A 14,118-nucleotide genomic window follows, 5' to 3' on the forward strand; every position below is an offset into this window, starting at 1 on the left:
TAAATCCTTCCTTGTTTATCCTTCTACATCCTTACATTAAGAAACAATTGTGTTTTTTGCAAGAAAAAGAAGATCAGCGAGTTTTAAATATATCGACACAACGACAAAAATCAAATGTCTGTTGATTCTTATTTTTCAATACACGGAAAAAGACAGCACATAATGTGCTGTCTTTTCTCTATTCTAAAGAATGTATAATAAGTCCGCTACGAAGCTTCGGTTCAAACCAAGTGGACTTTGGTGGCATAACTTCTCCCGCATCTGCAATTGCTAATAAATCTTCCATTGATGTTGGATATAAAGAAAACGCTACTTTGTAATCACCACGATTTACAAGGCGCTCTAGCTCCTCTAATCCTCTAATACCACCTACAAAATCAATGCGGCTATCTGCACGCGGATCATGAATTTGTAACACTTGGCTCAGCAAATGATCTTGTAAAATAGAAACATCTAAACGTTTTACAACATCATGAGCATCATATGTTTCTTCTTTCACAGTGAGTTTATACCACTTCTGATCCAAATACATACCAAATGTTTTTGATTCGTTTGGTTTATAAGAAGATGCACCGACTTCTTCCACATAAAAATATTGTGCAATTTGCTGTAAAAACTGCTCTTCTGATAAACCATTTAAATCTTTCACAACGCGATTATAATCCCAAATCGATAGTTCATCATGAGGGAATAAAACGGATAAAAAGAAATTAAATTCTTCTTCCCCCGTATAATTCGGATACTGCTCTCTACGCATAAGTCCAACTTTCGCCGCAGATGCTGAACGATGATGTCCGTCCGCAATGTATAAAGATGAAATCTCTTCAAATGATTCTACTAATGCCGAAATCGCACTAGCCTCTGCGATTTTCCATATGACATGTTCCACACCATCATCCGCAGTAAATTGATAAATCGGCATGTGATTTTCTTGCCAAGTTGCAATAAATTTTGATACTTCTTCTTTTGTGCGATATGTTAAAAAAATAGGCCCTGTATTCGCATTACATACATCTACATGACGAATGCGATCTTGTTCTTTTTCATGACGGGTCCGCTCATGCTTTTTAATTGTATTATCGGTATACTCATCGATTGATGTACAAACAACAAGTCCAGACTGCGTTCTTCCTTGCATCGTTAATTGATAAATATAAAAACATGGTTCTTCATCTTGTATGAATACTTCCTCTTGTATAAAACGTTGCAAATTCCCACTTGCCTTTTCATATACGCTGTCATCATATGGTGAAACAGATGGGTCTAAGTCTATTTCAGCTTTATCAATATGTAAAAAGGAATATGGATTTCCCTTTACAACTTCTCTTGCTTCTTCACTATTTAACACATCATACGGCAGTGCTGCAACTTGTGCAGCCTTATCAGATACTGGACGAATTGCCCTAAACGGTCGAATTGTAGCCAAATCTATCTCTCCTTTATACAATCATTCGAACAGCTACGACACCTGTAATTTCCTTTATGTTTTCAACTACATTTTCTTTAATTATATCATCAATCCCATTATCAATATCAATCATTGTATATGCAAAAGAGCCTTTACTACGGTTTATCATATCCGCAATATTAATATGGTGCTCCGCTAAACATCCTGTAATTTGCCCTACCATGTTCGGAACGTTTTGGTGCATAATTGTAATTCGTTTCTTTCCAACATAAGGGAGTTCCACATTAGGATAGTTGACTGAATTACGAATGTTTCCTGTTTCTAAATAATCACGTAACTGGCGGGCAGCCATCACTGCGCAGTTCTCTTCAGACTCATAAGTAGAAGCTCCCAAGTGAGGTGTTGCCGTCACATTTTTCATTTTTATAACATTTTCATTTGGAAAATCCGTTACGTAATGATTCATAATTCCTTCTTCTAAAGCTTTCGCTAACGCAATTTCATCCACAAGTTCTCCTCTTGAGAAGTTAAAGAGACGGACACCTTTTTTCATCGTTTGTACAGCGTGTTCTCCAATAATACCTCTCGTTTGGTCTGTTAGTGGAATATGCAACGTAATATAGTCACATGTCGCAAATATTTCGTCTAAACTAAATGCGCGCTGTACGTGCGTTGATAAACGCCATGCTGTTTCAACAGATATATACGGATCGTATCCAACAACATCCATACCAAGAGATAATGCATCATTTGCGACGAGCGCACCAATTGCACCAAGTCCAATCACACCCAGTCGTTTCCCTGCTATCTCTGAACCGACAAATTGTTTTTTTCCTGCTTCTACAAGCTGCGGAACTTCTTCACCTTCTAATTTCGTTGTCCAGCCAACCCCATTTATAATATTACGTGATGACATAATAAGGCTCGCAAGAATGAGTTCTTTCACCGCATTTGCATTTGCCCCTGGTGTATTAAAAACAACAATTCCTCTTTCTGTACAACGTTCTACAGGAATATTATTTACACCTGCTCCTGCTCTTGCGATTGCCTTTACATCCATTGAAAATTCTTCTTGATGTAGAGAAAAGCTGCGAAGTAGAATACCATCTGGATGTTCTATCGCTTCTCCAACTTCATATCTCGCTTTTTCAAAAATTTGCAACCCTTTTTCTGCAATCTGATTTAACGTTTGAATGCGAAACATTTCCCCATCTCCCTATCTATTCTCTAACTCAAACTTCTTCATACAATCTACTAATTTTTGAACGCCTTCTACTGGCATTGCATTATAAATACTCGCTCTCATTCCCCCTACAGAACGATGTCCTTTTAACGTAACAAGACCTAATGCTTTCGCTTTTTGTAAAAATTGTTCATTTAAATCATTAGATGGTGTTGTAAATGGAATATTCATAAGTGAACGATATGTTGGGTCAACCGGTGAAGTAAATAATTTTGATTCATCTAAGAAATCATATAGAATAGCTGCTTTTCTTCTATTTTGTTCTTCCATCGCATATACGCCGCCCTGCTCCTTCAACCATTCTAGTACTAGCTTCGTCACATAAATACTAAAAGATGGCGGTGTATTATATAAGGAATTATTTTTACTGTAAGTTTCATAATTTAACATTGTCGGACAAGAAGGATCCGCTTTACCAATTAAATCTTTTTTCATAATTGCAATTGTTAATCCCGCAGGTCCTAAATTCTTTTGTGCTCCTGCATAAATCAACCCAAATTTCTCTACATCATATTCTTCCGATAAAATATTCGAAGACATGTCAGCAATAAGTGGAATATCCGTTAATTGTGGTAACTCGACGTACTTCGTTCCTTCAATTGTGTTATTCGTTGTGATATGTACATAATCTAATTTTTTCGGAACTTTTAAAACGTCGACATGCGGAATCTTTGAAAAGCGCTCTTCTTCTGATGAAGCAATCACTTCAGCTTCACCTATTTTTTTGGCTTCTTGCAAAGCTTTCTTAGACCATGAACCTGTAATGATATATCCAGCCCTTTTATGTGCATTCATTAGATTAAATGGAACCATTGAAAACTGCAGGGATGCTCCTCCTTGCAAAAATAAAACATCATAATTCTCAGGAATATGCATCAATTCACGAAGTAAGCTACTCGCTTCATCTATAATACTTTGAAACTGTGAAGAACGATGACTCATTTCCATAATAGACATGCCTGTCCCGCTGTAATTTAAAAGCTCCTTTTGCACTTTTTCTAACACTGGCAAAGGGAGTATAGATGGTCCTGCTGAAAAATTGTACACTCTTTCCATCAACCGTACGACCTCCCTGTTTTTATATTTATTAATTTTTAAACTTTCTGAATTATACCCCATATACAATATAGGGTCAATTTGTTTTACTTTATTAAGGCGTAAGACGCACTGGAACCGTTTGCAGATGCATTTGTATTCATAACCATGCAAAAAAGTGTTAAGCATTTCGCTTAACACCCCATCATAAATGTATAATAGCTAATTGTTCGTAAAGAAACGATCATAAATTTGATAAATAGCAGAAAGCCCAAACAACCAATAGAACGTATCTACAACAGCTGGCGTAGATCCGAACCATTCCTCGACTACATTATAATCGAGCGCCACAAATAACCAATTCAAACCGCCAAGAATCACCAGAATTACTGTAAGGTAAGACAAAAATTTCATTATGATTGCCCCCTAGGTGATAAAATGGTGAAAGGCCTTTCACTAGAATATATGTAACAAATCAAAAAACTTGCTTATTTTTTAATTAAATTTATCAAGCATTAGCGAGCAGTAATATCCCTACCTCAACATTCAGTAAAAACGAAAAGGAGGACATTCGTCCTCCTTACTTGTTATATAAAAATAGACGATTTAACCTATATGGTCTTATTTTGTTCCTACCGAAATACCTTGTGTATCAATTTTCGCGATTAGTTCATGATATCTCTGCATCTCCCGCTCACGATTGTCCCAACTTTCACCATAAATGCGACTTATTTTTGTTGCTCGGATTTCTAAAATAAACGAGCTCTCCTCATCTTGCAATAATGCATATGTAATTGTTCCTTCTTTATAAAATTTAGCTAGATGTACATTTTTAAATTTCTGGGCGTTAGGTTGGCCAATCTTTTCCATCACAACTGGAACATAACCTTCTTCAACAAATTGTCGAAGAGAGTCCTCGCTAAAATCACTTTCTTTCAATGAATATACAATAGATTCTACCGCATACTTATTGAATTTTTCTTTTTGCTCTTCCAGCGCTCTATCCTGATATGTAACAATCGCTTGTTTTGTTTCTTGGCTAATATCCGGCGTCGTATTTCCAGCTTCCCTCTGATACAGGTTGTACAACTTCTCAACACGATAAATAAGAGTGACAGAAAAAATGATTACTAAGAAAATACCCCATTTATTATAACGTGGAGATTTAATATCTGAATACGATTGAATTTGTTTATGCTCTTCAGACGATAAGCGGGACCGAGCAACCGTAGGTTCTATTTCTTCGGCTTGTTGCTTTTCAAACACGGCTTCTTTTCCCCAAAAACTTGCTAATTGCGACTCAATTTCTTCTGGTGACAGCTTTTGTGTCGATACATCTCCAGTCTCTACCTTCACCACTTCACGTGTCATATTAGAGATTTCTCGCTCTCTAATAGATTGATTCTGGCGCAGATTCCTTCTCCAATCCGAAGGCATACTTAGTCCAACTTCTTTATATATCTTCCCTTTAACGATAGAAGAAACAAGACACATCACAAGAACAACAAAATAGATCATACCTGCATACCACCCTATCACATATATAGGAAGAATAAGCCATCCAATAAAACTTAATGCGATTAAAAGCGTATGCACATACTGATTTAGATCATATACAAATCCAAATAACGAGCAAAATTTAGAAAAAGCTCGTCCTAAAATTTGTGAACATCCCATAGTAAAAGCGCAAAATTTATTTTTTGTTACAATTGTATCTTTATATATCCCTCTAACATCTTCATCATTTGGAGCTAGCTTCATCGCTGTTTCAGCTAGCATTCTTGCTTTTTTAAAATTCCCATTCTCCTTCGCTATACTTGCGAAATAGAAAAGATTTGCTATATTTTCTGGATTTAATTCTAAAGCACGCTTTTCAGCCATTAATCCCTTTTCTTTTTGTTTTGGGAAATATTTCAAAAGAATATAAGCATACCTACCTACATACATTTCATTTTCAGGGTCTAATTCTATCGCCTTTTCTAGGTAAACAAGTACATCCTTTAGTCCTTCAAGATGCCTGACAGCTTCGCTCATATAGAAATAATATGGTGCCTCTTCAGGATAGTTTCTTATACCAATTTCCGCTATTTCTCTTAATCTTATCAAATTACTTTGCGCAGTAAAAATATCTAATCCCGCTAAAAGAACAAACTCATTTAAGTGATCTAATTTAAGCGCTTCGTCTATATATTCACTTGCAATTTCAATTTCATGAAGCCCATAAAAATATACATAGCTTAAACTAAGATATCCATAAACATCTTCTGGGTCTTCCCTAACCATAAGTTCCGCCTCTTCCTTGGCACGCTCAACATCACCAAGTTTCAGCAAATAATAAATCCTTCTAAAATTGTCTTCCATTCCGTCATCCCCTACTTCTTACCTACTATTTCAATCTATGTTCTTCCATGTAATCTAGCACTTTATCAAAATCCTTATTCACATCGCTAAATGTCGCATAGTTTTTCGCTGTTGAAAACCAATCTAAAGTCGTTGGCTGCCGTTTTTTCATTGCTTCTAGCAAATCTTCATTTGAAAGAGGTTGTAATTGTCCTGTTTCAAATGAACGCTGAATCGCTTGATTAATCGCATCTTCAACTAAATACGTTAAATCAGCACCTGAAAAATGCTCTGCATACTTTGCGACCATATCAAGCTGTAATTCTGCTTTCGGCTTATCTTTCGTTTTCAAATCCAGTATTGTTAATCGTTCCTCATAAGTCGGCGGTGCAACAAAAACAAGAGAGTTAAATCGTCCTGGACGGCGCAATGCAGGGTCAATATACCATGGTGTATTTGTTGCACCAATAATATAAACCCCTTCATTAAAAGAATTACTCCCATCCATTTCTACTAACAATTGATTTACTAGTGTCCGCTGATGATGGGAACCCATCTTTTGTCTATTTCCACCAAATGCATCTAACTCATCAATAAACAAAATACATGGCTTTGTTCTTCGCGCTTCCTCAAAAATCTCATGTAAATTTTTCTCAGACTCACCCGTCCACATAGAAAGTATCGCTTGCAATTCTAAATGGATAAAATTCGCATCAATTTCCCCAGCTACCGCACGTGCTAAAAATGTCTTCCCGCAACCAGGAGGCCCATAGAATAGCAAGCTTCCACCCGTTTTCTTACCAAACGCTTGAAAGTACTCAGGATTTCTAATTGGCATAATAAAATCCATATTAATTTTCTTCTTAACCTCTTCCAGTCCACCAACATCGGCGAAAGTCATTTTACTTTCTTCTACTTCCACCATTCTATTTTGTTCTCTATTAAAAGAAATCACCTTAATTTTTTCACGATACTTCTCCATGTCGTTCATCTTCTATCCATTCCCCTCTGAATAAACACTTTGATTCTAACTAATATTGTCATGATGTTTGTAACGTGAATTCCTCCAAAAACAATAGAAAGAATTGCTACTATAACTTATGATAAAAATATAATATTCCAAAAAATATCATAGCAAATAAAGTTTTTATGAGTTGTCGTATTTCGTCGAATACGACAAAAAAAGGGATTATCCTCCTATCCCTTTTTTACATAGACATACTTTATGTTTACCTATTGAAGCAGTATAGTTGAAAAAGAAAATTCCAAAAGTATTAGATGAAATGATAAAATCAAACAAAAAACTCGTATAAGGGTGGGAAAAACGATGAACATTCCTAAACAATTCATTAAACCGTTTCCTGCATATGAAGAAGTATTTTATGATAATTTGGAACAGCATAAAAAACACTTCTTGCCTATATGTTCTATCAACTTACAATGTATTGAACCAGAATGGGACCAATGGTTACATGTTGTATCAGCAAAGGAAATTCACGAAGGGTGCGTTGGTGATTTTACCCGGCCGTTTCACACGAATTTTACGAAAGAAGATACGTTAGGTTTTGATGTCGTAGACGGAAAGTATAAATTTGAAGCAGATTGGAATTACTTTGAAATTGAGCAGAACCCTTCCGAGATTGTAGAGAAAGCCTATGTACAGAATGAAAAAGACTACCAAATCCGTAAAGAATTTTTCCAACGCAATCACAAGATTTATCCCTATTCTAGCTTTGGAAAAGAATTTACATCCGTAGAAGCAGTAGAAGCAGCGTTTGTCGAAAAGCAGACAAGTTGCTGGGGATTAGATTATCCCGAGGTAAATGAAATTCTGGATGATATACGTTTTATGACAGAAGAAGGCCAAGAATTATTGGAAGATTGCACTAGCGAAGACGAAATTTTTGCCTATACCAATCTACTGTATGTGCCGAAAGATGAAGATGGTCATCTATTTACATATATCGGATTTACTACAGGCTATTTTTTTCAAGCTTATGGTGCGGATCATATATACTTATTTTTCAATAAAGAATTAAGAAAAGCAGTGATTTGTTTTGAGTATACATAAAATACAAGGAGCAAAAGAAAGGGTGTTCCTTATTGTTACATAGATATATTTCACAAATTCCTTGTCACAGAAAACCAGAAAGGAGCTTTCATTCACTACAAAAATATATACCTTTATGTTCACGTTGTACTGGCATACTTTTAGGTTTTCTTTTGTTTCCGATTTATTTTTTGATCTCACCTACTTTTATTCTCGTATTAGCTTTATCCTTCTTTGCTCAAATTCCATTGTTAATCGATGGGTTCACCCAAAAATGGGGATGGAGAAGCAGCACAAACGCACTAAGAGCTTCAACTGGATTTCTAAGTGGAAATGGCATGGCACTACTAATTTCATCAAGTATTAGTTGGATAGCCTCTTAGAATCGTTTTATTTTAATGGTTGGAGGTATTTTATATGTTTTGGATCTATTCCCTTCTCATTGTCATATTCGGCGGCAGCGGCATCAGTTTTATCATTCATAAAAAATATGTAGAAGCTATAATCGCTTTTATTGTTTGCTTTATATTCATAGTATTATTACGTATTTATCTTAGAAGAAAGCCTCAAAAAAGACATTCAGGTGATGGTCTTTTAGACTGTGGTGATTGCTCAGACTTAGACTGCGATTGTAATGATTGATCCTTTGCTCAATTAGATTTTTATAATTTATATGTAAAAAAGGTTCGCATCTTAGCGGACCTTTTCATTTGATAATCGATTATTGTTCTTCAAATTCAATAACAAAGAGAGCTTTATAACTACTTCTCTAAAATAAAAAATTTTTTCATCACTAAATACAAAGCACTACCTTCTACCTCAATTCAATCCTATCCAAAATGTTAACATTACGTTCATTTACAACTGCTTTTAATTCGTCTTTTTCAAAGATTACAAGATATCCAGAAGGCAATGTTAATACTTGAATAAGGGAAGGCTTCAATTTTAATAATTCATATGCATAAAACGCTTCATACTCTTCTGCACCATGCTCGTCATTAACAGGGCCTATATACCAACCGGAGTCACCATCTTCACAATCTTTTGTTCTTTCCAAGTAAATATCATCTAATTCCAATACATTTTTAGCAGCAACAATTTTATCACAAAAGCGCATTAACTCCCCTTCAATTGTCAATGACTTTACAAAACTCACTTGGTTTAATAATATCCATAAAGAAATCGTCAAATCATCTGTCATATCTTCAAACGGATTCTTCGTATAATCATGTACGATAATATGATACCCATCTTCCCTTTTATCAAGAAAGTAAATCGACCATCCAACTTGTATAGAAAACCCATCTATTAATCGATCATTTTCTACTTCAGCTAAAAAATGAAATAATCCTTCTACCTGCACTGCGAAGATCTTTTCTGCCTGAGCAATGAAAGTCTTATCCCCTATCTGTTTCATAAACTTTTCCACTGATTTCCCTCCTCTTTTACTATTGGTTTTAAGTATGCAACTGCTTCCTTACAAAATTGGATTGTCATATACATACACCCCTTTACTTTCTATAACAATACACATCAATTAACAGATGTAAAGCTAACAAAACACTACCACATTCACCGGAAGCTTAATCGATAAATGAGTTCCTTTAAACTTGTACTGACTATCTCCTCTTCCATATGAAAGAGAATACATCGTATTATTCTGCTGAAGGATTATAATCAATCTCTACTTTTTCAAGACCTTCCAACACTTTATGTATTCTACTCGTTAAATCTCTTATTTCTTCTTGTGTTAATTCCCCCACTGCGTCTAGTGGATGAAACTTACTTAATCTCTTTGTTATACCTTCAATGTATCCAATAAAAACTTTGTTATGAGTTAACACGATTTCCCCTATAGCTACATCTGCAATTACGTCTTCTATTTCTCCAAGGTTTATATATTCATCAGCAGCCCTCGCTATTGCATATCTATATCCTCTATTTAAAGCCAAAAAATCATTATAGGCTTCATTAATAGCTTCAAACAATTCATTGTATTCCCAGTTTTCCACTTTAGATTCCCTCCATATATATGTTAATTACTGTGATAGATTTGAAATAATAGTTTAGACATGGATACTCACTTATTACTAGAATTCGAAACACTATTTAAATAATTATGATGTAAAAAACAGCAGAGTTTAAAATCTCTGCTGCTTCCTATTATTTAACTTCTAACGTAAACCAATTATTGATTGAATAAACAATCGTTACCAAACAGCCGATTACACCAAACAAAATAGCGTTAGGACCAATCGTCGAACCAAATAACACCGCTATTAACGATACGATAAACAACAGCATCGCTAGACCATTAATCTTAATTTCGACTATATCGCCACTTTTCACTTGCTTTTCTTTACTTCCGAAAAACAATTGATTTGCTTTTATCTTTGCTTCTGTTACATCAGAAGGAAGCATGTACTCTTCATTATTTTCTAATTTCATTACAACTTCATTATCTACCTTTAAAGCCACTCTTGTAGCTCCGCCCATCATTCCTGTTGCCCTTATTACTTTTATACTCATTTTAAACTCCCCTTAAAACTTTATCCGTTTAATGAAAATTTTCTCACTTTTTCAGTTTAGTATATTTTCTACAACTTTTCATCTTTTTTCCATATTCCCTATTATTATAGTTAATTTATTAATAGGAGTGGATTATGAGTGTTTCAACCTTTTACTTTATAGTCTATAACAAAAAAACTTTTGCAATCTCGATGTAGGTACTGTTTATTTCAAACAAAATCTTCTTTTACATCTTTTATTCTTATTTAATCAGTTTCTCTGTTTTTAAAACAAATGAACTTAATGCAGGGACCTTCACCTTATTATCATGGACAACATACAGTACTTTACATTTTTCCGATAATAAGTTATTACGATTTCCGTATGTTGTTGTTCCAATTGAGATAGCTATAATCAACCTCTTCTTTTAATTCAAAATAGTTTTCCCAAGTATCTTGTGCATGATAAAGTGTATCGCCTGCATCTACAAAAACATCTCTATAATCATATAAATATTTCCAATCATTATCACTATTAAAGTAATACATTGCAAATTGATTACCCTCATCATTTAACATGTCATCTGCAAGCACACCACCCCATTTTATATAGATTTGCGTGCCAGTCATTTGTCTAAGATTGAACTTATTAATATCACCTCGAGACCTTTCTTCAAACGCTTTACTAAATAAATGATTGTCAATAATCCACCCAAGAAACATGCCGGTATGTACATATGCTTGTTCAATTGGCAGATCCTCTGGAAGATCATCAAAATAGTACTTTGCTTTATCATAAATCACGATGTCCATCTCCTTTTTAATTTCCATTTATTTTCCATTCTATCAAAAATAAGGTATAAACAAAAAATATCTATATCACCATAAAAAATCTCCAAAATATAAAACTATAATAAAAATCTCATATAAAAAGCTACAAATATTAATCGTACAACAAAAAGAAACACTCAACTTGAAAAAAGATTAATCAAAATGAGCGTTTTATATTTCAGTTAGACATAAATTTTTATAATGTTACTTTGATACACTTACACAGTCTCTTTTTCAAATGACCTTCACCATATTTATATTTGTAATTTCATAACCCAACTGTTCATATAACCTACGTGCAACTTTGTTATGTCCAAAAACATGAAGAGCAATTTTATTCATTCCTAATTCTTTGGCAATCCTTTCAATTTCTTTCATCGCTTGCTTACCATACCCTTGTCCTTGGTGTGGCTCATAGATGATAACATCAAAAATATAGCCTTGATCTGGATTTGTCGTTGATGTTTTTGCAATCCAAATCATTCCGACTAATTGTTGGTCTTGAAAAATAGAGTACAAGTAATTCAGCTCAGATTTCTCATCTTTAGGTAACAGTCTAGAAAATTCTTTCTTAGATAGATTGATTGCCTCATCTTCCCCCCAGTTTCCTGAAGTAACTTTGTTTTTTGCATAGCTCTCAATTGCACCAGAAATGTATAGTTGAAATTCTTCTTTATTCATCGGCCTTAATGTAATCACTTAATCCCCTCCTATTTTAACGTGAATGCGCTCGTTTATATAACAAGCAAGTTCCAATGTCGCTACTCCTAGCAGTTGAAATACACTTAACAATTTAAAGTTGCCATTATTATATAATAATTCAAAAAATTTATCGAATGAGTGAGGCAGTGTATCTGCAAACATCGTGACTTTCATGCAAATTAACGCTTAGATTTACATTTACTCAAAAACAAAGAGGATCTAAAATACTAGATCCTCTTCAATTCCCGATATACAAACAAAAGCACAATTCTTATGCCAGAATTGCGCCCGATTGTTCAATAATATGAAGGTATTACATCGACAATCGTTCCCTTAAGAACATGACAAAAAATAAAAGCACGGAAAATTTCCCTGTGCTTTTATTTTTATATAGGAAGATTCAGTTGCCATGAGACACCAAACCGATGGTGTACTTACCCTAACTGGCGTTTAAATGCTTTACTGGCAAAGAAGTAAGCGATGATCATGATACCGACACACCAAGCAAGTGCGATCCAAATATCGTTGCCAACAGCCCCTCCATACAAAAGGGTACGAATCGCATTCACAATGGAAGTCACAGGCTGGTTCTCCGCGAACGCACGGACAATTTTAGGCATAGTTTCAGTGGGAACAAAGGCCGAACTAATAAATGGCAGGAAAATCAGTGGGTACGAGTAAGCTGTCGCCCCTTCCATAGATCTCGCTGTCAATCCGGGAATAACCGCCAGCCATGTCAGTGCCAGCGTAAACAGCCCGAGTATCCCAGCTACCGCGAGCCAATCCAGAATATCAGCACTGGAACGGAAGCCCATCAAAAGTGCAACGAGGATAACCACCACGATAGTAAGCGCATTGGAAACAAGTGAGGTCAACACGTGAGCCCACAATACTGACGAGCGCTTAATAGGCATGGTAATGAAACGTGCCATCAGCCCGCTCTTTACATCCGTAAACAGCCGCACGGATGTGTAAGCAACGCCAGATGCAATAGCCATCAGCAAGATTCCTGGCAATAAATAATTGACGTAGTTGTCCGTTCCTGTCTCTATGGCACCGCCAAATACGTAGACAAACAGCAACAGCATCATAATCGGCGTAATCGCCACCGTAATAATCGTATCGGGGCTGCGCATGATGTTGCGCATTAAACGTCCTAGTAATACTCCTGTTTTGCTTTTCATTTACATCTCCTCCTTTTTACCGATGATCGCGAGGAAAATTTCTTCTAATGTCGGCTGCTTCTCGATGTACTCCACTTTCGCTGGCGGGAACATCTCTTTGAGTTCGGTAAGAGTACCGGTCGTGATGATTTTTCCGTCATGCAGGATAGCGATACGGTCCGCCAGTTGTTCTGCTTCCTCCAGGTACTGGGTTGTCAGCAAGATGGTTGTGCCGCCGCCGGCAAGCTCCTTGACGGTATCCCAGACTTCAATCCGCGCTTCAGGGTCAAGCCCTGTCGTCGGTTCGTCGAGAAAAATGACTGCTGGCATCCCGATTAGGCTCATTGCGATGTCAAGCCGGCGCTTCATCCCGCCTGAATACTGGTCTGCTCGGCGATTAGCCGCATCAGTCAGGCTGAATCTTGTAAGCAGATTGTCGGCGACTTGAGCGGGATTGGAATCTCCACGCAACTTGGCGATCATCATTAAGTTTTCTCGCCCGGTGAGCATGCCATCTAAAGCTGCGAACTGCCCTGTCAGGCTGATGCTTTGGCGAACATGATCCGGTTGGCGCTGGACGTCAAAACCGCAAATACCTACTTCACCGCCATCCTGCTTCATCAGCGTCGAGAGGATGTTGACCGTCGTCGTCTTGCCCGCTCCATTTGAGCCCAGCAGCGCGAAAATTTCGCCACGCTGCACCTCAAAATCCACCCCCTTTAAGACTTCCTTATCTTTAAAAGATTTTTTTAACCCTTTTACAGAAATCGCTACATTGCTCATACTTTTTTCCTCCTTTTAAAAAGTGGTTTGTAGAGCTAGATTACCTATACCCTCTA

16 protein-coding genes are annotated in these 14,118 nt (G+C 36.2%); 2 read left to right on the forward strand and 14 right to left on the reverse strand.

Annotated features, from left to right (window positions below):
* Positions 1 to 178: 178 nt before the first annotated feature.
* The 6 genes from CN373_RS15825 to CN373_RS15850 form a co-directional block, all read right to left on the reverse strand.
* Positions 179 to 1,426, reverse strand: a complete 1,248-nt coding sequence (locus CN373_RS15825; RefSeq protein WP_098359688.1) for a DUF1015 domain-containing protein — start codon at positions 1,424 to 1,426, stop codon at positions 179 to 181.
* 13 nt (positions 1,427 to 1,439) lie between these two features.
* Positions 1,440 to 2,612 carry a phosphoglycerate dehydrogenase gene (locus CN373_RS15830; RefSeq protein WP_000488488.1) on the reverse strand — a complete coding sequence of 391 codons (1,173 nt, stop codon included), beginning with the start codon at positions 2,610 to 2,612 and terminating at the stop codon, positions 1,440 to 1,442.
* 12 nt (positions 2,613 to 2,624) lie between these two features.
* Positions 2,625 to 3,707, reverse strand: a complete 1,083-nt coding sequence (gene serC, locus CN373_RS15835) for a 3-phosphoserine/phosphohydroxythreonine transaminase (RefSeq protein WP_000442925.1) — start codon at positions 3,705 to 3,707, stop codon at positions 2,625 to 2,627.
* A 201-nt stretch (positions 3,708 to 3,908) separates the two neighbouring features.
* On the reverse strand, positions 3,909 to 4,100 hold the full coding sequence (locus CN373_RS15840; RefSeq protein ID WP_000670798.1) for a DUF378 domain-containing protein: 192 nt from the start codon (positions 4,098 to 4,100) through the stop codon (positions 3,909 to 3,911).
* A gap of 207 nt (positions 4,101 to 4,307) precedes the next feature.
* A complete protein-coding gene (locus CN373_RS15845) occupies positions 4,308 to 6,047 on the reverse strand; it encodes a hypothetical protein (protein WP_098359689.1) in 1,740 nt (579 codons plus the stop codon).
* Between the two features lie 25 nt (positions 6,048 to 6,072).
* Positions 6,073 to 7,017 (reverse strand): ATP-binding protein, encoded by a 945-nt coding sequence (locus tag CN373_RS15850; RefSeq protein ID WP_000999216.1) that lies wholly within the window; start codon positions 7,015 to 7,017, stop codon positions 6,073 to 6,075.
* Positions 7,018 to 7,353: 336 nt separating this feature from the next.
* Here CN373_RS15850 and CN373_RS15855 point away from each other — a divergent pair, with 336 nt between their 5' ends.
* Positions 7,354 to 8,097, forward strand: a complete 744-nt coding sequence (locus tag CN373_RS15855; RefSeq protein WP_098359690.1) for a siderophore biosynthesis protein — start codon at positions 7,354 to 7,356, stop codon at positions 8,095 to 8,097.
* Positions 8,098 to 8,144: 47 nt separating this feature from the next.
* Positions 8,145 to 8,459: a DUF2085 domain-containing protein gene (locus CN373_RS15860; protein ID WP_425290458.1), complete on the forward strand. Its 315-nt coding sequence runs from the start codon at positions 8,145 to 8,147 to the stop codon at positions 8,457 to 8,459.
* Positions 8,460 to 8,890: 431 nt separating this feature from the next.
* On the opposite strand, the gene CN373_RS15870 is transcribed toward CN373_RS15860, so the two are convergent.
* The 8 genes from CN373_RS15870 to CN373_RS15900 all read right to left on the reverse strand — a co-directional run bounded on the left by CN373_RS15870 (position 8,891) and on the right by CN373_RS15900 (position 14,062).
* A complete protein-coding gene (locus CN373_RS15870; protein WP_098359691.1) occupies positions 8,891 to 9,505 on the reverse strand; it encodes an immunity protein Imm33 domain-containing protein in 615 nt (204 codons plus the stop codon).
* 226 nt (positions 9,506 to 9,731) lie between these two features.
* Positions 9,732 to 10,088 (reverse strand): Imm3 family immunity protein, encoded by a 357-nt coding sequence (locus tag CN373_RS15875; RefSeq protein WP_000432842.1) that lies wholly within the window; start codon positions 10,086 to 10,088, stop codon positions 9,732 to 9,734.
* A gap of 151 nt (positions 10,089 to 10,239) precedes the next feature.
* Entirely contained in the window at positions 10,240 to 10,605 is a 366-nt protein-coding gene (locus CN373_RS15880; protein WP_000025024.1) for a hypothetical protein, read from the reverse strand.
* Positions 10,606 to 10,955: 350 nt separating this feature from the next.
* Entirely contained in the window at positions 10,956 to 11,396 is a 441-nt protein-coding gene (locus CN373_RS15885) for a hypothetical protein (RefSeq protein ID WP_176540929.1), read from the reverse strand.
* Positions 11,397 to 11,648: 252 nt separating this feature from the next.
* A complete protein-coding gene (locus tag CN373_RS15890) occupies positions 11,649 to 12,113 on the reverse strand; it encodes a GNAT family N-acetyltransferase (protein WP_000631805.1) in 465 nt (154 codons plus the stop codon).
* On the reverse strand, positions 12,114 to 12,290 hold the full coding sequence (locus CN373_RS25590; protein ID WP_157632423.1) for a hypothetical protein: 177 nt from the start codon (positions 12,288 to 12,290) through the stop codon (positions 12,114 to 12,116).
* A 260-nt stretch (positions 12,291 to 12,550) separates the two neighbouring features.
* Positions 12,551 to 13,300, reverse strand: coding sequence for an ABC transporter permease (locus CN373_RS15895; RefSeq protein WP_000837796.1), 750 nt, complete (start codon positions 13,298 to 13,300; stop codon positions 12,551 to 12,553).
* Positions 13,301 to 14,062 (reverse strand): ABC transporter ATP-binding protein, encoded by a 762-nt coding sequence (locus tag CN373_RS15900; protein WP_098359693.1) that lies wholly within the window; start codon positions 14,060 to 14,062, stop codon positions 13,301 to 13,303. It lies immediately after the preceding gene.
* Positions 14,063 to 14,118: the final 56 nt, after the last annotated feature.

Source organism: Bacillus cereus (assembly GCF_002561295.1).
Taxonomy (GTDB): Bacteria; Bacillota; Bacilli; order Bacillales; family Bacillaceae_G; genus Bacillus_A; species Bacillus_A cereus_S.

Excerpts from the sequence above, each read along its gene's own strand:
- CN373_RS25590 (WP_157632423.1), bottom strand. The coding sequence starts at position 12,290 with ATGAAAGTCACGATGTTTGCAGATACACTGCCTCACTCATTCGATAAA.
- CN373_RS15850 (WP_000999216.1), bottom strand. The coding sequence starts at position 7,017 with ATGAACGACATGGAGAAGTATCGTGAAAAAATTAAGGTGATTTCTTTT.
- CN373_RS15855 (WP_098359690.1), top strand. The coding sequence starts at position 7,354 with ATGAACATTCCTAAACAATTCATTAAACCGTTTCCTGCATATGAAGAA.
- CN373_RS15880 (WP_000025024.1), bottom strand. The coding sequence starts at position 10,605 with ATGAGTATAAAAGTAATAAGGGCAACAGGAATGATGGGCGGAGCTACA.
- CN373_RS15895 (WP_000837796.1), bottom strand. The coding sequence starts at position 13,300 with ATGAAAAGCAAAACAGGAGTATTACTAGGACGTTTAATGCGCAACATC.
- CN373_RS15885 (WP_176540929.1), bottom strand. The coding sequence starts at position 11,396 with ATGGACATCGTGATTTATGATAAAGCAAAGTACTATTTTGATGATCTT.
- CN373_RS15900 (WP_098359693.1), bottom strand. The coding sequence starts at position 14,062 with ATGAGCAATGTAGCGATTTCTGTAAAAGGGTTAAAAAAATCTTTTAAA.
- CN373_RS15840 (WP_000670798.1), bottom strand. The coding sequence starts at position 4,100 with ATGAAATTTTTGTCTTACCTTACAGTAATTCTGGTGATTCTTGGCGGT.
- CN373_RS15830 (WP_000488488.1), bottom strand. The coding sequence starts at position 2,612 with ATGTTTCGCATTCAAACGTTAAATCAGATTGCAGAAAAAGGGTTGCAA.
- CN373_RS15845 (WP_098359689.1), bottom strand. The coding sequence starts at position 6,047 with ATGGAAGACAATTTTAGAAGGATTTATTATTTGCTGAAACTTGGTGAT.
- serC (WP_000442925.1), bottom strand. The coding sequence starts at position 3,707 with ATGGAAAGAGTGTACAATTTTTCAGCAGGACCATCTATACTCCCTTTG.